General features: G+C 30.7%; 18 protein-coding genes. 9 read left to right on the forward strand and 9 right to left on the reverse strand.

Annotated features, from left to right (window positions below):
- Positions 1-104 precede the first annotated feature (104 nt).
- The 3 genes from AC0N0V_RS16585 to AC0N0V_RS16595 are packed head-to-tail and all read left to right on the forward strand — an operon-like array spanning position 105 to position 2525.
- A complete protein-coding gene (locus AC0N0V_RS16585) occupies positions 105-1031 on the forward strand; it encodes an ABC transporter substrate-binding protein (protein WP_474459377.1) in 927 nt (308 codons plus the stop codon).
- A complete protein-coding gene (locus AC0N0V_RS16590; RefSeq protein WP_474459379.1) occupies positions 1031-1759 on the forward strand; it encodes an ABC transporter ATP-binding protein in 729 nt (242 codons plus the stop codon). The genes AC0N0V_RS16585 and AC0N0V_RS16590 overlap by 1 nt, the downstream gene beginning before the upstream one ends.
- On the forward strand, positions 1746-2525 hold the full coding sequence (locus AC0N0V_RS16595) for an ABC transporter permease (RefSeq protein WP_474459381.1): 780 nt from the start codon (positions 1746-1748) through the stop codon (positions 2523-2525). The genes AC0N0V_RS16590 and AC0N0V_RS16595 overlap by 14 nt, the downstream gene beginning before the upstream one ends.
- Positions 2526-2749: 224 nt before the next feature.
- Here the strand turns inward: AC0N0V_RS16595 and AC0N0V_RS16600 are convergent, their stop codons facing one another.
- The 3 genes from AC0N0V_RS16600 to AC0N0V_RS16610 form a co-directional block, all read right to left on the reverse strand.
- A complete protein-coding gene (locus AC0N0V_RS16600; RefSeq protein WP_474459383.1) occupies positions 2750-4357 on the reverse strand; it encodes a putative polysaccharide biosynthesis protein in 1608 nt (535 codons plus the stop codon).
- 140 nt (positions 4358-4497) lie between these two features.
- Complete coding sequence (locus AC0N0V_RS16605; RefSeq protein ID WP_474459385.1) at positions 4498-5457, reverse strand: RluA family pseudouridine synthase; 960 nt, start codon at positions 5455-5457, stop codon at positions 4498-4500.
- 274 nt (positions 5458-5731) lie between these two features.
- Positions 5732-7090 carry an aminotransferase-like domain-containing protein gene (locus AC0N0V_RS16610; protein ID WP_474459387.1) on the reverse strand — a complete coding sequence of 453 codons (1359 nt, stop codon included), beginning with the start codon at positions 7088-7090 and terminating at the stop codon, positions 5732-5734.
- Positions 7091-7204: 114 nt separating this feature from the next.
- Here AC0N0V_RS16610 and AC0N0V_RS16615 point away from each other — a divergent pair, with 114 nt between their 5' ends.
- Positions 7205-8155, forward strand: a complete 951-nt coding sequence (locus tag AC0N0V_RS16615; RefSeq protein ID WP_474459389.1) for a DMT family transporter — start codon at positions 7205-7207, stop codon at positions 8153-8155.
- A gap of 83 nt (positions 8156-8238) precedes the next feature.
- On the opposite strand, the gene AC0N0V_RS16620 is transcribed toward AC0N0V_RS16615, so the two are convergent.
- From AC0N0V_RS16620 to AC0N0V_RS16635, 4 genes are all read right to left on the reverse strand, one after another.
- Complete coding sequence (locus AC0N0V_RS16620) at positions 8239-9411, reverse strand: M20 metallopeptidase family protein (RefSeq protein ID WP_474459391.1); 1173 nt, start codon at positions 9409-9411, stop codon at positions 8239-8241.
- A gap of 25 nt (positions 9412-9436) precedes the next feature.
- Positions 9437-11710, reverse strand: a complete 2274-nt coding sequence (locus AC0N0V_RS16625) for a cell division protein FtsA (RefSeq protein WP_474459393.1) — start codon at positions 11708-11710, stop codon at positions 9437-9439.
- Positions 11711-11804: 94 nt separating this feature from the next.
- Complete coding sequence (locus tag AC0N0V_RS16630; RefSeq protein ID WP_474459395.1) at positions 11805-12107, reverse strand: hypothetical protein; 303 nt, start codon at positions 12105-12107, stop codon at positions 11805-11807.
- Between the two features lie 114 nt (positions 12108-12221).
- Positions 12222-14243: an ATP-dependent helicase gene (locus AC0N0V_RS16635; RefSeq protein ID WP_474459397.1), complete on the reverse strand. Its 2022-nt coding sequence runs from the start codon at positions 14241-14243 to the stop codon at positions 12222-12224.
- A gap of 394 nt (positions 14244-14637) precedes the next feature.
- Here AC0N0V_RS16635 and AC0N0V_RS16640 point away from each other — a divergent pair, with 394 nt between their 5' ends.
- Positions 14638-16119 carry a nicotinate phosphoribosyltransferase gene (locus tag AC0N0V_RS16640; protein ID WP_474459399.1) on the forward strand — a complete coding sequence of 494 codons (1482 nt, stop codon included), beginning with the start codon at positions 14638-14640 and terminating at the stop codon, positions 16117-16119.
- Between the two features lie 192 nt (positions 16120-16311).
- On the opposite strand, the gene AC0N0V_RS16645 is transcribed toward AC0N0V_RS16640, so the two are convergent.
- Complete coding sequence (locus AC0N0V_RS16645) at positions 16312-16536, reverse strand: hypothetical protein (RefSeq protein ID WP_474459401.1); 225 nt, start codon at positions 16534-16536, stop codon at positions 16312-16314.
- 379 nt (positions 16537-16915) lie between these two features.
- Between AC0N0V_RS16645 and AC0N0V_RS16650 the strand changes: the two genes are divergently transcribed.
- Both AC0N0V_RS16650 and AC0N0V_RS16655 read left to right on the forward strand, forming a co-directional pair.
- Complete coding sequence (locus AC0N0V_RS16650) at positions 16916-17305, forward strand: winged helix-turn-helix transcriptional regulator (protein ID WP_474459404.1); 390 nt, start codon at positions 16916-16918, stop codon at positions 17303-17305.
- Between the two features lie 259 nt (positions 17306-17564).
- Positions 17565-17912: a hypothetical protein gene (locus AC0N0V_RS16655; RefSeq protein WP_474459406.1), complete on the forward strand. Its 348-nt coding sequence runs from the start codon at positions 17565-17567 to the stop codon at positions 17910-17912.
- A 157-nt stretch (positions 17913-18069) separates the two neighbouring features.
- Here the strand turns inward: AC0N0V_RS16655 and AC0N0V_RS16660 are convergent, their stop codons facing one another.
- Positions 18070-18705: an NUDIX hydrolase gene (locus AC0N0V_RS16660; protein WP_474459408.1), complete on the reverse strand. Its 636-nt coding sequence runs from the start codon at positions 18703-18705 to the stop codon at positions 18070-18072.
- A gap of 419 nt (positions 18706-19124) precedes the next feature.
- Here AC0N0V_RS16660 and AC0N0V_RS16665 point away from each other — a divergent pair, with 419 nt between their 5' ends.
- Positions 19125-20390 (forward strand): D-alanyl-D-alanine carboxypeptidase family protein, encoded by a 1266-nt coding sequence (locus AC0N0V_RS16665; RefSeq protein WP_474459410.1) that lies wholly within the window; start codon positions 19125-19127, stop codon positions 20388-20390.
- Positions 20391-20522: 132 nt separating this feature from the next.
- Positions 20523-22925 (forward strand): carbamoyltransferase HypF, encoded by a 2403-nt coding sequence (hypF, locus tag AC0N0V_RS16670; RefSeq protein ID WP_474459412.1) that lies wholly within the window; start codon positions 20523-20525, stop codon positions 22923-22925.
- Positions 22926-23037 lie beyond the last annotated feature (112 nt).

The following is a 23037-nucleotide window of genomic DNA, read 5'->3' on the forward strand; positions in this document are numbered from 1 at the left end:
AGCTTTTTGAAAACTCAACCTTAAAGGTAAAATATTGATTTATTTGCCTTAAAGTACTAAAATTGTTAGTGTGAATTAAATAACACAAGAAGGGTGATGTAATAATGAAAATTGCTAAAAAACTATCAGCAATACTATTAGCTGCCATGATGACACTTGCAGTTGGCTGTAGTAGTTCAAAGAATACTGTATCAGAGACTCCAAAAGAGAATTTAAACTTAAAGATTGGGGTTATGCCAGCGGTAGACTCTGCACCAATATTTCTTGCAGTTAAAAAAGGGTATTTTAAGGAGCTTGGCTTAAATGTTGATGTACAAGTTTATACGAATGCTATGAACAGACAAAGTGCTCTTCAAAGTGGCGAATTAGACGGAGCCATGACAGATGTTATCGCTTTAGTAAACAATGTTCAAAATGGTTTTGATATTAAGGTAACAACAAGTACAGACGGCTCCTTCCCTTTCCTAATTAAAAAAGGCTTTGAAGAAAAAAAGAATATTAAGGTTGGAATGATGGAAGTAAGTGTATCTAACTATTTAACTGATAAAAGCTTAGGCGATAAGTACAATGTGGAAAAGGTCTATATTAATGAAATTCCAGCTAGACTTGAAATGATTAACAAAGGAAACCTTGATATGGCTGTTATACCTGAACCTATGGCTTCTCAAGGTGAACTGAACGGGCTTGGTAAAAAAATGATTGAAAATAAGGATGAATTCTCACCAGATATAATGGTGTTTACAGGAAAAGCCATTAAGAACAATGAAAAAGCTATTAAGCTGTTCCATAAGGCTTATAATAAAGCTGTTGAGGAGATATCAAAGAATGATAGTGAGGCAAGAGAAATATTAATTCAAAACCTAAAACTAAAACCAGAGGTCAAAGATAAAATACTTTTACCAAAATACAACAAAGCAAGGGTACCTAGTAAAGAATACCTTCAAAGCATTATGGATTGGAATGAGAAGGTTCTAAAGAAAAAAGTTGATTTAAAATATGAAGACTTAGTTGAGGAGAAATTCGTAAAATAATGATTGAAGTTAGAAACATTGAGGTATATTACGAAAAGGAAAAAGCATTAGATAAAGTTTCTCTAAATATTGATAAGAATACTACCTGTGCTGTAATTGGTCCATCTGGTTGCGGCAAAACTACACTTTTATATACCTTAGCAGGAATCATAAAACCAACTTCAGGAGATATATTTATTAGTGGTGAGAAACTAAATAACATAAGAAAAAGCACAGGGTTAATTCTTCAAGACTATGGACTTTTACCCTGGAAAAATGTTTGGGATAATATAGCTTTCGCACTAAAAGCAAGAGGCTTTAAGAAAGAAGAAGTTAATAGTAAAGTTTCCTTTATACTTAAAAACTTAGGCATAGAAGAGTATAGAAAAAAGTTTCCCGCAGAACTTAGTGGTGGACAAAAACAAAGGGTTGCTATTGGGAGAACTTTAGCCCTAGAGCCTGACCTACTTCTAATGGACGAAGCCTCCTCGGCTTTAGATGCCATGACAAAGGAGCATATTCAGAATCTCATATTAAATGTATATAAGGAAAGACAGATTACTTTAGTAATGGTAACTCACAATATTGAAGAAGCTGTTTTTCTTGGACAGAAAATCGTAATCATGGGTAAGGGAAAGATTAAACATATAATGGATAACGCATACTTTGGTGCAGAAGATCTAAGAAATAATCTAGAGTTTTATAAGATATGCCTTGAGGTGAGGAAGTGGTTAAATGAAGAGGCTTAAAGCTATTATACAGAACAAAACCATGTATGGGAGCTTAATAGTACTGTTATTTTGGTACATACTTCATTGGATTGTAGTTTCTTCAGCAATACCATCTCCTTATAAAACAATTTTAAACTTTATTGAAATTTTCCCAGATACACTAAGCCTCCATCTATTAGTAAGCCTTGGAAGAATATCTGCAGCAGTCTTAATATCACTAGTATTTGGAAGTTTAATTGGACTCTGGATTGGTATGAGTGAAAAGGCGGATGAACTTATAACTCCTATAGTATATATTCTCTATCCACTGCCTAAAATAGCCTTTTTACCAATACTAATGATTCTATTTGGACTTGGCAATACTCCTAAGATTTTGCTTATAATCATAATAATTATCTTTCAAATTATTGTGGCAGCAAGAGATGGCGTTAAGGAAATACCTAAGGAGCTTTTTTACTCTGTAATGTCACTTGGATTAAACAAGATACAAATTTATAGGCACTTAATACTTCCCTCAGTACTTCCTAAGATAATAACTGCTTTAAGAATTAGTGTTGGTGTAAGTATATCTGTACTGTTCTTTGGTGAAAACTTTGCAACAACCTACGGTATTGGCTATTTTATAATGAACAGCTGGATGATGGTAAATTATGTTGAGATGTTCAGTGGAATACTAGCCTTGAGCATAATGGGACTATTAATATTTAAGTTTATTGATATATTAGAAGACAAGCTTTGCAGATGGATTAAAATAGGTAAAAAGAACCTTCCTCTAGGGTTCTAGTAAATTAATCTAAATCCTTTCCTGCAGTAAAGATAGAGTAAATGAAAATTTTAAAGTTATAATCCTATAAAAAAAGGTTGATGATAAATTCTCTATTATCATCAACCTTTTTCTTATCCGATGACTAGCCGCTCTAATACCCCCACTTTTCTCAAAGTGGGGGTAAAGAGCGGCTACGCCCCTGGATAACGAGTTCTAAGTGTCAAAGCCACTAAGAACTCTGGTTATCTTATTCTTCTTAACACAAACCTTGGAATTAATCTCACCAGTTTACGAGGCATAGTTTCTAAATCTTCTTTTCTGATTCCACCAGTAATCATTAATCCTATTAAATAGGCAAACATACCTATTATAATAGAAGCAGTTGTTAATAACACATTTGCAATGTATCCCTTAGCATTCACTCCAATTAAACTACCGATCTCGTAACGTACTAAAAAGATTATTCCCCACATAATAATGGATGCAATTGTAGGTTTAACACAATGTCTAAATAGACCAAGTCTTACCCCTAAAGACTTAATTATTATTCTATGATTTAGTATTATAGGAATAATAAAACCTATTACACTTCCACCTATTGCTCCCAATATGTTTATGCTTGGAATAGCAATTAAAAAATAATTAGCAATAATTTTACATATTATACCTAAGACTGAATATAAAGTCGCAGTATAAAGCCTTCCTATACTTTGAAGAATAGTTGTCTGAATCTGCATAACAGACATCAATACCAGTACAATAGAACCATAAGCCATAATATAAGATCCCCCTCCAAATCTAAGCATCTGGAATACTGGATCACTTAAAACAGCAAGTCCAACAGCACAAGGTATTGCAATTAAAAAGCAAAGTCTAAGTGCATAGTTAATATTCTTTTTTACCTTTTCCTTATTCTCAACAGCAACCGCTGCAGAAATAGCAGGTAAAATAGCCATGGACAGAGATGATATAATTGCTATTGGAACATTCAATAACTGTTGATACTTAGTTAAGAACCCATACAGAATTGTAGCCTGAACCTCAGGTACTCCCCCTGCCATTAATCTTACCTTTGTATTATATAAGTCTACTATATTACCAGCATAGGTCATTCCAACACAAACTGTTATAGGAACTCCGTATCTTATTATTCTTCTAACTAATTGCTTTGTAGTCAGACGTCTAATTTCTTCACTTAAATAACCTTTAGGAACTTTAAAGGTCTTATTTCTTTCATAGTAAAATATTAAAAAAGTTGCAGAAGCTAAAGCACCAAGAGAAGTACCTATTGGTGCCCCAATATAACTAGCTTCTATACCGTATTTCAAAAGATATATGGAAAAAATTAGTCCAAAAACAGTATTGGTCACTTGTTCTATAACCTGTGACACCGCTGTAGGAGTCATATTTCCTCTTCCTTGAAAATAACCTCTATAAGCAGAAGCAATTGAAGTAAATAAAACTGCTGGTGCCAGTGTTAAAATTGATAAATAAGCTTTATTATAATGTACCACTCTCGCTAAAGGTGCTGCAAAAATAAGTAGTAACACAGCCATAAAAATCCCTATAGCTAATAACATAAACCTTGCTATTTTAAAGCCTCTTACAGCATCTTTATAATTTCTTACTGCTGTAAGCTCTGAAATAAGCTTTGATATCGCTACAGGTATTCCTGAATTTGTAAGAACAAATACAAAGGCATATACCTGATATGAGGCACCATATATTCCATAGCCTTCATCACCAATTATTCCTCTTAAAAATGGTATGTAAAGCAAAGATAAAATCTTCACCATCATAGTTGCTGCAGATAATATAGCAAATCCTCTGGTGGTTGATTGTTCTTTCATATTAAAAACTCCCTATACACAACCTTAGTTAGGCATCTCTAAATATATAACATACTGACGAGTTTTTCCTTTGAAGATGCCTTACATGTAACACTCTAATATATGACTTCTGTACATCATCTTATCACTATAATAAAATTTTAAAACTTATCAAACAAATCCTTTTTAATCTTTTTAAGTACTGGTGGCAATGCTCCAGCAATTGTTTTATTCTCCATATAAGCTAGTTTCTCTGGACAATCCTTAAAAATCAATTTATATGCATATAAAAATTGATAATTTAACCCGTACTTATTAACAAAGAAACTATTCATTTTACTTGTACCATACTTAACATCTCCTACAATAGGATTTCCTAGGTGGCTTAAGTGTGCTCTTAACTGATGACTTCTTCCTGTATGAAGTTCTAATTCAACAAATGAAAATGTTCCAATACTCTTAATAGTTTTTACTTCAGTAGATATCATTTTAGTCCCGTTCTTTGGCTCATTGTAAACCTTAGATACATTTTCTCCCTCATCTTTAGAGATATATGCTTCATATAATCCATCTTTAATTCTACCTTGAACTACTGCGTAATAGTATTTTTTTATTTTTCTCTCTCTTATCATTTCATTTAAAAGCTTTAAGCCCTCAAAGTTTTTACCGAAAATTACTATTCCAGAAGTATTCCTATCCAATCTATTACAAGGAGCTGGAGTAAAAGTCACTTCACTTTCAGGTGAATAATCCCCCTTATCAAATAAGTAAGATAGTACATAATCTGTTAAAGTAGGTGCTCCATTCTTCTTATCAGAATGAACTAAAACTCCCGGCCACTTTTCTACCAAAAGCATATTTTCATCTTCATAAATTACCTTTAAAAATTCATTCTCTATTCTATTAAACTTTTCCTTCTTTTGTTCAGTAACGATTTCTCTAGTTTCTAATACATCTCCCTCAACTAATGAGTACTTTTCCTTAGCTTTCTTTCCATTTATTTTTACATCACCTTTTCTAATGCTTTTGTATATAGCACTTAAAGGCACATCTTTAAGCCACTTTCTTAAAAACTTATCTAATCTTTGACCTGCTTCGTTTGGTCCTATTTCAATTTTCATTTAATCCACTCCTATATTTTTAATGTAGCTGCTCTTTCTGATGTCCAAAGAGTAGGCTATTCATCGATAACAAACCTAAGTTCCTTGATTATTCTACATCAATCTTCAAATTTATGTTCATCCTGACAATTTATTCATTAAACAACATCTAATTATATACTACTATTATTCCCAAAATCAATACATTAAGTATTAATGCTCATTATTTTTTCTTTTCTATCCTTTTATAAATATAACTTTATCTGATATCAAAAATATTTTTATTCAGATAATATTATTGGTTCCTTCTTATATATCCAATCTCCTGAATTATATCACTAATTCCTTTATCAATATAATCTTCTTTCACATTTGAAACATTTATTTTCAGTATTGATTTCTTTGTTGGAAATGAATCTAAATAATTACTATCTGCTGTATCAACTATAATAGACTTCTTTCTTAATCTATTTATAAGCTTTTCACAAGAGATTTCTTTACCCAATTCTATATACGTATGAACGCATATATTTTTCAAGGGATTATACTTATAAATATGATTACAACTATTAATCTTCTTTTCCAATGAAGAAGTTAAACACTTTGCTCTCAAAAAATAGGACGCTTTAATTTTTTCTTTATGTCTTTCGAACATACCACTTTTAATATAGATTTCTAATGCAGCTTGAGAAAGCATTGAACTATCTATATCAAGAATGCTTTTATATTTACTAAATGTTTCAATAATGTCTTCTGGAATAACTGCTATACCAATCCTTAATCCTGGAAAAATAATTTTAGAATAACTTTTTAGATATATAACATGCGAAAAATTATCATATGAAAATATTGGATCAGCTTTTAAATCCTGTTCAAAATCAGCTAAATAATCATCTTCTACAACATATACATCATATTTTTGTGCTAGTTCTAAAATATTCTTCTTTTCTTTTTGTGAGTATGAAGTTCCTAAAGGGTTATGATATCTTGGCATAGTGTAAAAAAACTTAATGTTTTTTGTTTTAAATATACTCTCTAATTCTGACAAATTAATTCCTTCACTAGATCTTTTTATACCAACTACCGGTATTTTTTGCGCTTCCAGATAATCTATAAACAAATGATAGCTGGGTTGCTCAATTAGAATTGTTTCTTTATTATTGGGAAAAGGTATTGTTGCTAAAATTGATAATGCCTGCTGAACACCAGATGTAATAAAAATATTTCTCTTATTAGTAAACACCTGATAATTTGCCAATTGTTTTTGTATGACATCTATTAAAGAAGATGATCCTTTAGGTGTACCATATATAAACAAATCATTTTTGTATATATCAATCGCTTGATTAATGCAATGCTGAAAATCTAAATACGGAAAGACCTTTGGATCTGGGGCAGAGGATGAAAAGTCAAGCATAAGCTTATTACCTTGATCTAAGTTAGGTTTTCTCATCACAACATAGTATCCACTTTTGGGAAGAGAATAAACTATGTGTCTTCTTTCTAATTCACTCAGCGCACTAATAACCGTACTCTTGTTACAATTGTGACTTTGTGACAAACTCCGAATAGAAGGAATTCTTTCACCTTCTTTATATTTGCCACTTTTTATCATACTTTCAATCTCATTTGATAATACTAAATATTTATACATGACCTACTCCTTCGGACTACTGTACCGGTATAGATTGATTTTATTTATATTGTACCATAGTGCTTCATATACTAACATAGACATATAAAATTATAACTATGGAGGAATATTAAAATGAAAAACAGTAACAAAAAGAATGCCTACTTTGCCGCTTCCCTATATACAGTTATTATAGGATTCTCATTTCTATTCGTAAAACTAGCTTTAAATGTCACAGATCCACTAAGCATCCTTGCTCATAGATTTACAGTATCTTTTCTTGCTGCTTCTATTCCTATTATATTAGGATTTATAAAGTTAGACATAACTTTTAAAGATTTACTTCCTATCTTACCACTTTCATTGTTTTATCCAACCCTGTTTTTTGCTTTTCAGGCATTTGGATTAGTATATATATCATCCTCGGAAGCAGGAATTATCCAAGCTACTATTCCAATTTTCACAATGATTCTAGCAACACTTTTCTTAAAGGAGTATTCTAGCAGCTTGCAAAAGATTTCACTGATTTTATCTGTATCTGGAGTGATTTATATATTTGTTATGAAAGGTATAAATTTGAAATCTACTAATTTTACGGGAACAGTACTAATCCTTTTATCAGCACTTGCCTCAGCTAGTTATAATGTACTAGCAAGAAAAATAACAAAAAAATATAAAATAGTTGATTTAACTTACATGATGACCTTTATAGGCTTCCTAAGCTTTAATATAATATCTATTGTGGATCATAGTATTCACGAAACCCTTAATGTTTATTTAAAACCATTTATTAGTCCAATATTTATGATTTCAATACTTTATTTAGGCATACTATCTTCACTTGTAACATCACTATTATCAAATTATACTTTGTCTCAAATAGAAGCATCTAAAATGAGCGTATTTAGCAATCTATCTACATTGATAACCATGATTGCTGGAGTTATATTTCTACAAGAAAGCCTAGATTATTTTCATATAATTGGGGCAGTGATGATTATCCTTGGGTTAATCGGAACAAACTTTTCAGATAAAAAAGTTCTAGTAAATGAACCTGAAGCAAAGCATCCTAAGTTTCCCCTTTAAAATTCAAAATAAGAACCGGTATTTAATATTATCTGAATTGATACTATCAAATACCGGTTGTGGTTTATAAAAAATACTTTAAACTACTTAAGTAATTCAAAAGCTGTTTTACACTGTATTGCTACCCCAATAGGTAGGCAATCTTCATCTATGTCAAAAAGACTTCCATGTGCAGGATGTATTATACCCTTACCTTCATTTCTAGATCCTAAATAATAAAAAGCTGATGGCCTCTCCATTGAAAAATAAGCAAAACTTTCAACCCCCATACTTGGGCTATCTAATATCTTTACATTCTCTTTTCCTATAACCTCTTCAGCGGAACTTAATAGGGTTTCCAATGTTTTGTCATTGTTATAAAGACAAGGATAACTTTCCTCTATGTCTATCTCGCACTGTCCTCTCATTGAATGAACTATGCCTTCTACGACCTCAACTAATCTTTTCTTTACGTATTCTCTATGTTCTGTTCTCATAGTTCTTATAATACCTGAAATAGTAGCTTCCTCAGGTATTATATTTTGAGCTGTTCCTCCATGGAAGGAACCTATAGTTAAAACTGCAGGATCTGTTGGTGGTAATTCCCTACTAATGATGCTTTGAAGTGCCATAACTACAGAGCTTCCAATCACTATTGGATCTACTCCAGTATGAGGACGTGCTCCATGAGCTCCCTTTCCCTTTATATTTATAGTAAATGGATTTGAGGCAGCGTTAACCACTCCCCATTTAACTCCAATCTTACCTACTTCAATATTTTCGTCTACATGAAGTCCTATTACATTATCTACATGAGGATTTTCAAGAACTCCTTCTTTTATCATAACTGTAGCTCCACCAGTAGTTTCTTCTGCTGGCTCAAATAACAATTTTATATTGCCATTTAGCTTATCTTTTACTTTGTTTAATATCTTTGCCACTCCAAGAAGTATAGTAGTATGGGCATCATGACCGCAGGCGTGCATCTTTCCCTTTACTGTAGAACTATAAGCACAACCTTTTTTATCTTCTAAAGGTAATGCATCAATATCCCCTCTTATTCCTATTGTTTTTTCTCCGTTACCTCTTATTATTCCACATACTCCCGTACCTGCAGTTTCCGTATATTCTATGCCTTCCCTCTTTAGAAATTCTTTTATTTTATCAGAAGTTCTGTGCTCTTCATAGCCGAGTTCTGGATTCTTATGAAAATCTCTTCTTAACTCAACAAGTTCATCTTTCATATCATTTGCCATCTTTAAAAAATCTAGTTCCATAATAATCGCCCCAATCTTTATTTTATTATTCCCAGCCTATTTCTATTTGATCTCCATTTTTAAGTTTATCATAATAGCCAGCATTGCTGCCATTTACACGAAGATATAGATTGCCCTTAGGGATTGTTAAATCAAATTCAATATAATTGAAAATATCTACAAATATATAGCCTTCTTTTCCTGTTAAAATTACTGATTTTCCATTTGCTGTAACCTTAATTTCTGAAATGTCATTATTTATCTCATTAGTATTTTTTACGAAAGAACTAGCATTACTTTTTTCTAATTTTTTGTCTTCATCAATATTATTATCATTTAAATAGTTATTTTCCGACGACTCTAATGCATATTCTGTAAAGGAAATACTAGCAGATTCGTTATCCATTTTTTCGTCATTGTTACTACTATCTAAATTGTTATCAATGGCCTCGCTGTCCTCTGCTTTTGCCCAATCACTAATACTATTATCATTTTCTACTTCTTTTCTACTATCTATACTTTTTTCTAAATTTTCATTTTCTAACCTTTGCTCTTGAACATCATTCTCTAACTCTTCAGCTTTTATTCTATATATTCTGTCACCCTCTTGAATAATATACTCCTCAACTAGCTCTTCGCCATTTAAGAAATAATTATACTCTATAGAACTCTCTGTAAAATATCGCTTATAGTCTCTAAAAGTTTCGGGGAATATTATTTCCACTTCATCCCCTTCCTTAATATCTTCTTCAAGACTTGCTCTTTCACCGTTAATCACCGCCACAGGTTCTAAGTTTTCTATTATATCATTGATAAAAAAGCTTACTGAATAAAGTTTTTTAACATAATCTCTCACCTTTGGAGATGGACTTTCACCGTCCTTAGCATAGACAATCTCGATGTTGTCCCCTTCTTTTACTTCCTCATCCATACCTTTAGGCATTCCATTAATTCTTATTTCTGCACTAGAGGCAAGTGTACCAAAAGCAATACGTTTTATGCCATTTAAATTAAATCTTATATTCTTTCCATTTTTACCTATTAAGACCTTAGGGTTGATTCCAGCCTGCATCATAACATCCATTACAGTATGCTTATGAGAATTAAACAAACTGATTATAGTTCCATTTACCGTTACATCAATAAAATCATGTCCAAGTCTTTTTATTGAAACTAGAGCAATTCCAAGCACTGTTACTCCTATGCTCCCAAGAGAGTTATCTTCGCATACACAATCAACTACTGCCTCTCGTCCTCTTATTCCAATTCTTTGAGCAGGCATATTAAGCCTTTCCGCTAAAAACTCCTTAAGCTTTGGAGTGTGTGCTCCACCTCCTACTAAAAATATAGCACTTGGGGATTTTTCTCCATTTAATTTTATAACTGTGTCCCCGATTTCCTCAGATATTTTTCTCACCACTGGAGTTATTAGCTTAATTACTTCCTCGGAAGCAACTTCATTTTCTAGACCTAACACATCAATATAAGATATTGTTTCTTTATAATTACATTCCTTTTTTATCTTTTCTGCAGTGTTAAAGTCTACCAAATAACTTTGTGCAATTGTTTCTGTTACTTCATCACCTGCAAGTGGTACCATACCGTAAGCACTTATGCTTTCCTTATTGCTTATAGCTATATCTGAAGTTCCTGCTCCAATATCTACAAGAGCTATATTTAAAAGTCTTAAATTTTTAGGTATAGCAGCTTCTATAGCTGCTATAGGCTCTAAAGTGAGGCTTGCCACCTCAAGTCCAACCTTATTCATAACAGAATAAAGACTGTCTACTACGGATCTTGGTAAAAATGTAGCTATAATTTCTACTGATATCATTTCTCCTTTATGAGCTAGTAAATTATTTATTATATATCCATTTAAAAAATAATTTTTCACACTATATCCGACACAATAAAGCTTTCCTTCTGTTTGGTCTTTAATTTTTTCTTCAGCTATCTTGACTGCTGTAAGTTCAAGACTTCTTACTGTATCATTATCTATTTCTTTATCATAATCTATTTTGAGCTCTGCTTTTGAAACCACCGTTCTTAAAAATCTTCCTGCAGCAGCAATCGCTACTTTTTCCATTTTCATGCCTAGGCTCTCTTCTAGCTTCTTTTTTACAGTGCTCACCGCACTAGCAACTAATCCAACATCATGAATTTGTCCATCTATCATTGATCTTTCCTCGTGTTCCATGGAATACTCCTCAACCACTTGGAATTTCTTATCCTTCAAAATACCTGCCGTACCTATTACTGAACGGGTACCTATATCTAATGCAAATATAACATCCTGTGTATTAATATTAACACTGCCCATTTTTTTTACCTCTTTTTTGATAATTTAAAAGCTCATATTCTAAGAATATGAGCTTACTAGAATTATATAACATTATGAATAAACATTCAACAGACTACTCTGTTAACTTTAATGTACCTTCATTTTCATTTATATATGGTAGTGTTTTTATAATTTCATAAACATATTTTAATCCAGATTTCTTATCATCATTTAAAAGCTTTTCTTTTTCAATCTCGTTAAAGCAAAGCATATTGCACCAAATGTCAACAAAATCATCTTTAGTTACAAAATGAGTGTTATCGTTATCTTTAACTACAAAGCCACTGTTAAACTTTTCTATTATTTGAAAATCTTTAACTTCATCCTTTGATAAAATTACACTTACATCATTCCACATTCTTTGAAATGCAACCATTAGTTCACCCTCCTGAGTTATATCTAAGTATCAAATCTATATATAGTATATCATATATTATGCTTATGTCAAAGATTTCGTTAATCATTTCGTGCAATAATATATCACATATTATTAGTTTTTTGATAATAATCCACTATTCTTCAACACATATATGTCGAATTTTCTTTCTGTACCACTGTTAAAAATAATACTAATGTACCTTCCTTCAATTGTTGATACCTTTCCACTTCCATAGCTTTTATGAGTTATCTTCTCGCCTATTTCGTATGAATTTTCAAGTCCTTTTTCGACATTAGACATTTCTTTAATGTCTAAATTACACTCTTTGATAAATCTAGAGGTTTCTTTACCTTTCCCTTTCAGAAACTTTGTAGTATATATATTTATATTATGTATAGCTCTTGTGATTGCTACATAAAACAATCTTCTTTCCTCTTCTAGGTTTTCTGGAAGACTATTAATATGTGGAATTACTCCTTCGTTACAATTAATAATAAATATATTCTCAAACTCCATTCCTTTCACGCCGTGTATCGTGCTTAAAATTACGCCTTCTTCATTTTTAGTTTTTTTACTTAGCTGTTCTTTCACTACATCTACATGTACCAGAAATGATGTTATACTATTATAATCTTCAGCAGACTCTTTAAACTCTTCTATAATGTCTCTTAGTTCTGATACATCCATTTTAATTCTCTGACAGTATTCATTAATATATTCTAAGTATCCTAAATTTTTTACTATAAAATTTATAGCATCTTTTAGGCTCATCCTATTTAGTCTTGAAATATCATTTTCTAAAATGTCTATGTTTTTAATTTGAAAAACCGGTATATCTTCTATATCCTTCAATAACTCAAAGCAGTTATCCTTTATAATACTTTTTCTTACCTTTTCAATATTTATTTTACTAATATACCTAAAAGGCTTATTAATTATTCTAGAAAAGCTTTCCTTATCACTACTATCTACACCTAACCTTAGATAAGCTAGCAAATCCTTACAGACAAAGTGTTCAAAAAAATCATATTCCCTATCAAGAAGTTTAAAGGGAATATCTTTTTTTAAAAAGGCTTCTATAATGCTTCTACTTTCCATATTTGTTCTATATAAAATTGCCATATTTTGATAATTATAATTGTCTTCTTTTACAAGTCTTTCTATATTTCCAGATATTTTTTCAGCCTGTTCTTTTTCATTAGCCGCATTAAAAATATTTATATTTCCGATTTCACTCTTGCTTCCCTTTATTTCTTTATTGTTTCTATTTTTATTATTTTTTATTAATTTCTTTGACAGTGAAACTATATTTTCAGTACTTCTATAATTTGTATGTAAAAATACTTTCTTACCATTTACAAAATGTTTATTGAAATCAACCATACAGTCTGGCCTTGATCCCCTAAATCCATAGATACACTGATCTTCGTCTCCTACTGCAAAAATAGAATTACCATGTCCTATCATTTGGAGCAATTCAATTTGAAGCTTGTCACAGTCTTGGAACTCATCAATTAATATATATTTAAATAATCTTCTGTATCCAGCTAAAATTTCTGGTTTTTCTTCGAATAAATTTTTAGCCTTTAATTGAAGGTCATCAAAATCCATAAGATAGTTTTCTTCCTTAAAACTCTCATACACACTGAAACATTCTTTAAAAATACTTTTATCTATCTTTGATTTAAAACTCTCCATATCTACACCACTATTTTTCAATAGTGAAATATCATTTATAACCTCTTTTACTTTCTCATCACTGACAGAATCTAAGTATGAGACCAAAATTCCATTTATCAGTTTATAAACATCAGAGGTCTTTATTATATTTATATTACCTGTATGCCTGGATAATATTTTATAAAACAAGGCATGAAACGTCCCAAAAAACGGAGTTCTTTCGCTATTTGTTAGCTTAATGTACCTCTCTTTCATATTTACTGCTGCAGCTTTAGTAAATGTTATTACCACCATATTATCAGGATTTATTTCTTTATTATTTATAAGATGTGCTATCTTATTTATTATAACAGTAGTTTTGCCACTCCCAGGGGGAGCAACTACTAGGACGTTGTTCTCCTCTGTGTACACAGCCTCTTTTTGATATAAATCTAAACTTCTACTATCAAACATCATTTTCTCCCTTTACATAATTTAGCTTTTGTTTATAATATCTATTATATAATCATAACTTACATATTAATTCAAATAATACTTATAACTATAATTGCATTGCAAAAAGTAGTTAGTAGGTTACTATTATCTAATTATATCCTTTTCACCACTATTGTAATAACTTTAGCAAAGTATTACAATGTGTATATACATAGTTGTTAACTTTAGGCACTTTCAAAGAAATAACTAATCAGTATGCCAACCTATTTTGCATCACACTGCTTTGATAGAACCCGCTTATCAAATAACTATTAGCGAAATCTATCTACTTGTATGATACATATTAGGCATCGCATATTTAACTTGTTATTTCTTTTCAGATGAATTATTCAGAAGTAGAGGAGATTTTGTTATGGAATATACTAAGAACTTTGATGTGAGAAATGGCAGAAATCTTACAATGTTAGTAGATTTCTACGAACTTACTATGGGAAACGGTTACCTAGAAAGTAATATTGGAAATAAAACAGCTTATTTTGATATGTTTTTTAGAAGGGTACCTGATGGCGGCGGCTATTGCATTATGGCTGGAGTGCAACAGGTAATAGAATATTTATCTAATCTTAGATTTTCAAAGGATGATATAGAGTATTTGGAAAGTAAAAACTTATTCTCTAAAGAATTTTTGGACTACTTAAAAAATTTCGAGTTCAGCTGTGATGTTTGGGCTGTACCCGAAGGAAATCCAGTATTCCCAAATGAACCTTTACTTACAGTTAAAGGACCTGCAATCCAAGCTCAGTTTATTGAAACTATGATTCTTCTTACAATAAACCATCAAACATTGATAGCTACAAAAGCTAATAGAATATGCAGAGCTGCAGACGGTAAACAGGTAATGGAGTTTGGCTCAAGAAGAGCTCAAGGCTATGATGGCGCTATTTATGGAGCTAGAGCCGCTGTTATTGGTGGTTGTTCTTCCACCGCTTGTTCTATCGCTGAGCAAATGTTTGGAATACCTGCTGTAGGAACAATGGCTCACAGTTGGGTTCAATTATTTCCAACTGAATATGAAGCTTTTAAGGCTTGGGCTGATGTCTATCCTGATAACTGTTCTTTACTTATAGATACTTATAATGTTCTTAAGTCTGGCTTACCTAATGCTATTAAGGTGTTCAAAGAAGTTCTCATTCCTAGTGGATACAGACCTAAAAGCATTAGAATAGACAGTGGTGATATAACTTATTTATCAAAAAAATGTAGAGAAATTTTAGATGCAGAAGGACTTAATGATGTCAAAATTATAGTATCTAACTCTCTTGATGAATCTATAATTAGAGACGTTTTAAGTCAAGGTGCTAAAATAGACTGCTTTGGAGTTGGTGAAAGGTTAATTACTGCTAAATCAGAACCTGTTTTTGGCGGTGTATATAAACTAGCTGCAGTAGAAGATGATTTTGGAAATATAATTCCAAAAATAAAAATAAGTGAAAACCAAGAGAAAATAACAAACCCGGGATTTAAAAAGCTATATAGAATATTTGATAGAGCAGAAAATAAAGCTATTGCTGATTTAATAACCTTAAATGATGAAGTAATAGATGAAACCACTCCTATAGAGATATTTGATCCTGTTTATACTTGGAAAAAGAAAAAGATTACAGATTACTATGTTAAAGAACTAAGGGTTCAAATTTTTAAAAAAGGCGAACTAATTTATGAGAGTCCTGAGGTTATGGATATTAAAGAAATAGCTAAACAAGAAACCGATAAAATGTGGCCTGAAGTTTTAAGATTTGAAAATCCTCATAATTACTACGTAGATTTGTCTAAAAATCTTTGGAATTTAAAACAAGAGCTACTTCATAAACATTCTAGTAACTATGAATTATAGAAATTAATTGACCATAGGGGCATTATTAATTCCCCTATGGTCAATTAATTTGCTCTAAATGTTAATCTTTGCTAATCTAAATATAATACTTTTGTATCTGTTCAGTTATTTTTTAAATACTTAACCTTATCCCCTGAAAATCCCTATAGATAAAAATACAACTATATTAAAGCTTAATAGCTTGTCCTTAATCTATAAATATTGTTTGCTTTTTTCTAGATATGTTTCCCTTATATAAGTTAAGTCCCTTTCAAATAACTCCAGTTCATTTATATTCTTATCTAATCCATTTATCTTATAACTAGGGGTATTTTTAAAAGGACAAATACCACCTGTCCCCTTATAATTATATAGAGCACAATCTCTGAAACAATTTACATCAATTTCATAAGTCGATAAAAATGGACACTCCTCCATAACTAACATCCTCTCCCCAAAGCAATTACTATGTTAAATTCATTATACAATAATCGTTTACAAAAATGAATATAATTTACTAAATTTTAAAAATTTTCATTTCAATGACTGCATAATGTTCTAATATTACTTTTACCTTTTAACACTATGCACAATTTTATTAAAATATATTATTCAATTTATTTCTTTTTGGATACTAAATTAAATTGAATAATATATTTATAAATGATATAATTTTGATAGTAATTTTATTATATTATGGTACATAATTATTGGTGCAAAAGTATAAAATATATACTTAGTTTCTGATAACTAACTGATGCTAATACCTAGATGAATCAAGCTTAATATTATGAAGTAACTAAAGGAGAGTTGTTCCATGGAAAAAAATCATAAGGTAATGAAAATAAGAAATAAAGAATATACTTGTACAGTAGAATTAACTTTGGACATAATTGGTGGCAAATGGAAGCCTCTAATTTTATGGCATCTTGGAGTAGATGGCACTAAGAGATTTAGTGAAGTAAAAAAGTCATTACCAGGTATTACTCAAAAGATGTTAACTCAACAGTTAAGAGAGCTTGAAGCTGATGGAATGATTAGTAGAAAAATATATCCTCAAGTTCCACCAAAGGTTGAATATTCACTTACGGAAGAAGGACAAAGTCTTATGCCAATTTTAAATACTATGTGCAAGTGGGGAAAAGAATATTATGATAAGGTTCAAAAATCTTTAGAAATAAATACTGAACATCCTGTAGCAAAATAAAGTCCTAATAATAAGTAGTATTTGACTTTTTAGTATATACTACTTATTTTTTATTTTTTGGTTAAACTACTCTTAAGGCATCTAAAAAATAACTAGTCAATATACTAGTCTATTTTGCGTCATACTGTAATTTAATAGTTCTTTGGTAATAAGCTATCAATTTAATTTATCTTCTTATCTGATACAAAATATCTAATCAGTTTTTAACTAGTTATTTAATTTTGGATGCCTAAATAAGTTTTATTAAGGAGTGATTTAAATGTATCTTTCAGGTATATCACTTTCCTATTTCTTTTTAGCAGTAGGAATAGTTGCCATTGCAGCATACTTATATTTTAGGCTTCTAACTGTTAAAAGCTCTCCAGACAGTCCAGATAGAGATAAAATAATTGGTGCTATGAAAGATCCCGAAAACTGGAGGGATCGAAATAGAAGAATGTCCTATGTATGCATGTTCTGGTTCATAGTTTCTATACTTGCTTTTGCATACTTAAAATTTTTATATTCGATAGCACTCTTACCTATGATATATTTAATTATTTACGCTGTACTTATAGTTTTATCCATAATATTTGTTCCAAGAGCAAAAAAGAAGGCTTCTTCATAAAGGAGCCTTTCTTTTATTAAATATTTTTTATCCGCTGACTACCCGTTCTAATACTTCCACCTTCCCTAAGATGTCCGCTTCGAGCGGCTACGTCCCTGGATAACGATTTCTTAGTGTTAATGACACTAAGAAATCTATTAATAAGCATCAGGTGGAGTTAAAACTCCATCTGATGCCAAGAACTCTGTTTATCTTTATTAATTATGTCAACGAAGCTTTTTATTATTAAAGCCGTAAATCCCCATATAACATAATCTTTATACATATAAAAATATTCTGGAATTTTTCCTGTTCTAAACTTATATTCTCTACCATTTCTTATTAAATCATATGGAAATTCTTCTCCTGGGTTGGGTACTAATGGTAATTCAAAAAGCTTTGGTTGGTTTTCTATAAAGAAATCTATGGGAACTTTAAAAATGTGATCCACCTCACCTTTATTTGGTGTTATTTCAGCTTTATTTAGCTTAGCTATAAAAGGATACATTATAAAACCATAAGGTGTAACTAAATAGTCCATTTTACCAATGGTCTCTATATCTGATTTTTGTAAATTTAACTCTTCAATAGTTTCTCTTATAGCTGCTTCCTCAGGTGTTTCTCCATCTTCAATTTTTCCTCCTGGCAAACATATATCTCCTGGCTGATGCCTTAGATTTAAAGACCTTACCTCGAAGACTATATTAGTTTCTCCATCTTCCTCACAAAGTAATATTGTTACAGCATTTCTTTTTAATTCTCCAATTATATCCGCTTCTCTGTTTCTAAATATTTTTTCTATTTTACTTAACATAAAGCATCAACTCCCGTCTAATAGTCTTAAATTTAAAAGTATCTACTATTGATGTTTTTTGCATATACTCATAATTTAAAGGCATAATTTGATAAGCACATCCTAATTTCGATTAACTTTTCATAACCAAATTTATACACATTGTAAAAATTTGTTCTAAGTGTTATACTTTTAAATGGTTATGTAGACCATACTCTAATTATAATATTTTTTAATAAAATATGCACAAAAAGTTGAAATAATAATTTAATTACTTTATTCTATTTATTAATTAAACGTATCTAAAAACATACTGCCGCATGCAAGGTTGTAGAGCTTTAATTGGTTGAAAAAAATCATGACATATTCTATCCTGTTAAAGCTAATATATTTGTGGCAAATTGTTATTAGAAAAATTATAGCAAATGGAGAGATGAACCGTGAAACGAAAAAAGTTATCCTTACTATCTACACTTATTTTTACTCTCACCTTAACTTCTAATGTATTTGCTGCAGGAAATACTTCACAAGCAGAGCCTCAAATTTATGGTAAAGCAGGTATTTCCATAGACATGCAAACGGGTGAAATAATATATGCTAAAGACATAGACAAGCAAATGTACCCTGCTAGTACTACAAAGCTTTTGACAGCACTACTCCTTGCAGAAAACAAGAATAAATCTGATATGCTTAAGTACACACAAGGAGCTAAGAGTCAGCCAGAATATTCTTTAAATCTAAACCTACATTCTATCGATGTTGGTGAAACAATGTCCGCTGGAGATGCTATGGATGGGCTTCTGTTGTATTCTGGAAATGATGTTGCTTATATGATAGCTGAAAATGTAGGAACAGATGCTAAGGATTTTGAAAACAAAATGAATGAGGAAATCAAAAAATTAGGTCTAAAAAATACTCACTTTATTACACCTAATGGACTCCATGATCCTAATCATTACACTACAGCATATGATTTAAGTGTCGTTGCTAAGGCAGCTTCTCAAAACGCTTGGGTAAAGGAATCTATGGGCAAAGCAAAAAGTACTATAAAAACTGCAAAAGGTACCACATTTATCATAGAAAATAGAAATAAGCTTTTAGGCAAAGATGGTAATATCGGAGGAAAAACTGGTTATACTGTTCCTGCTGGTAGATGCCTTGTTACTGTATATGAGAGAGATGGCAGAAAAATTTTAGGTATCGTGATGAATTCCCTTTATGATGCAAATGATACTTTCGTATTTGACGATACGAAAAAAATTATTGACTGGAGCTACGCCGCGAAACCTGTAAATTTACATAAAAAAGATTCTGTCATAGCTAATAAGACAATTAAATATAAGCCTTTGGGATTTATTGGACCTGAAAAGAGTATAGATGTGCCTATTATAGTTAAAGAAGATGTTAATTACTATGATAATTCCATTAACAAACAAGAACTAAAAGAAGAGTTAAAATTAGATACAATAGCTGTTTCCAGTTTAAAAGGAGATAATCCTATTGGTAAATTAAATATCAAAGAAAGAAATGCTTCTAAGGATTATAAGTTATATACTAATGTCTCTAAAGGAGCGGTATTAAAAGCTAATTTACCTATTTACGGAGCTGCTGCTGGAATAGTTTTGGTTTCACTAGGTATAATAGGTTTTATTGTTAAAAAAATAATAGATATGAGAAGAAGAAAAAGAAGAGGAAAATATATTTAAATAATTAAGGAATGGAGATTTGCTCCATTCCTTAATTACTTTTTTGTAATAAGATTCTTATAAACAAAATATATAATTAGTGACTATAAGATAAAAATTTAAATTTTACTTCATATGTGGAGATGATATAGTATGAAAAGAGTATTTATCAAAATTCATGGAATAGTACAAGGTGTAGGCTTTAGACCTTTTATATATAATTTAGCAAAAAAATTAAATTTGAAAGGTTGGGTGAACAACAACTCTGAAGGTGTATACATAGATGCAGAAGGAACAGAGGATAGCATAGAAAGTCTTATTTATAGCTTAAAACATAATGCACCTCCTCTTTCAAAAATAGAAGATTTAATTATAACATCTAAAGTTATATTTAATTACACAAGCTTTTCAATAAAAGAAAGTGAAGTCAATAATAATCATACAACACTTATTTCCCCTGATATTGCTATGTGTACTGAATGCGAAAAGGATATCTGCAATGCACAGAACAGACGATATAAATATCCCTTTACCAATTGCACAAATTGTGGCCCTCGTTTTACTATTACTAGAAATCTACCTTATGATAGATCAACAACCACAATGAAAGATTTTAAAATGTGCGATAGTTGTAGTGAAGAATATCTAAATCCCGACGATAGAAGATTTCATGCTCAACCTAATGCTTGTGCTTCTTGTGGTCCAAAGATATGGGCAACCGACAAAAGAGGAAAAAAATTAGATATAGATGAAAATGAAGTTATCTCATGGGTTCAAAGTAAGCTTAAAGAAGGAAAAATATTTGCAGTAAAAGGTTTAGGCGGATTTCATTTGGTTTGTGATGGAACTAATCAAGTTGCGATTAAAACTCTTAGAGAAAGAAAAAGAAGACCTCATAAACCGTTTGCTATAATGATGAAAGACATGAATACTATAAAAAGCTATTGTTTGTGCAATCCACTAGAAGAAGCCTTACTTACTGGTACAAGAAAGCCTATAGTTATTTTAGATAAAAGTAACTCTTGCCATCTTCCTGAAAATATTTCTCCTTTTCAAAAAACCTTAGGTGTTATGCTTCCTTACACTCCTTTACATAGTCTTCTTTTTTTCGGAGATATAATAAATATACTTATTATGACAAGTGGAAATTTAAGTGGTTTTCCAATAGAATATAAAAACACTAGTGCTATAACGAATCTTCAAGATGTAGCAGACTACTTTCTTATGCATAATCGGGATATTCTAATTCCTCTAGATGATTCTATTGTTAAGGTAATTAATAATGAGGCGCGTATATTAAGAAGAGCAAGAGGGTATGTACCTGAGCCCTTTAGATTGAAAATAACTAATAAAATTTTAGCCTGTGGATCAAACATGAAGAATACCTTTTGTATATCCAATAACGACTTTCTATTTTTAAGCGGATATAATGGAGATTTAGAAAACATACAGACTTTTAATCATTTCAAAAGAAATATAGAGCACTTTAAAGGAATTTTTTCATTTGACCCATGTTATATATCCCACGATATACATCCTAATTACACTTCTACTAAATATGCAGAAAGCTCATCTTTACCTAAAATACCAGTACAGCATCATCATGCTCACATAGCAAGCTGTATGACAGAAAACAACCTTAATGAAACTGTTATTGGTATAGCTTTTGATGGTACTGGTTATGGGGAAGATAAAAAAATTTGGGGTGGAGAATTTTTTATTTGTAATTTTACTAATTTTAATAGAATATCTCACTTAGATTATATTAATATGCCCGGTGGAGAGAAAGCTATTAAGGAGCCTTGGAGAATGGCAGTATCCTATGTTTTTCAAACCATTATGTACTATTTAAATCGTAATGATGAGGAACTTTCCTTATACTTGGCTTTAGAGAACTTAACCAAAGAAAAGATTTCTCAATTTATTAGCAAAAATATATTTAAAAATCAGAATACAGATTGCTTAAACTTGATTAATATGATTCATAGTAATATTAACTGCATCCAAACTTCAAGTATGGGGAGGTTTTTTGATGCTGTATCCAGCATTTTAGGTATAAGGCACATTATTTCCTATGAAGGTCAAGCTTCAATTGAATTGGAAGCATTAATAGATGAAAACTGTAATGATTTTTATCCGTATGAGATATGCAATGATTTTTCCACTGATATATTTTCATCATGTAACAACCAAAATCATATCAGAAATAAAAAGATTAACTATTATGTAATAAAACCTTATGTAACGATAAAAGCTATACTGTTAGATATACTGAATAATAAAGCCTTAGAATACATCTCAGCAAAATTTCATAATACAGTGGTGAAGTTGTCTACTGAAATGTGTATAATCATAAGAAAGGATACTTTATTAAACAAAGTAGTTTTAAGTGGTGGAGTATTTCAAAACTCATATATTTTGAAAAACTTAATCATTTCTTTAGAAAGAGAAACCTTTAATGTTTATTCGCACAAAACCATTCCAACCAATGATGAAGGAGTATCTTTAGGACAAATTATTATAGCTAATGAAAAATTAAAATCGCAACACTATTAAAGTTACTAAATTACGTATATTTTTGTATATATTTGTAAACAATACATTTTACTAATAGATTAGTGATATTATTTTAATAATCGAACTATAATATTTATTTTAACACTAAATT

It is taken from the genome of Clostridium sp. CS1-1, assembly GCF_056135525.1.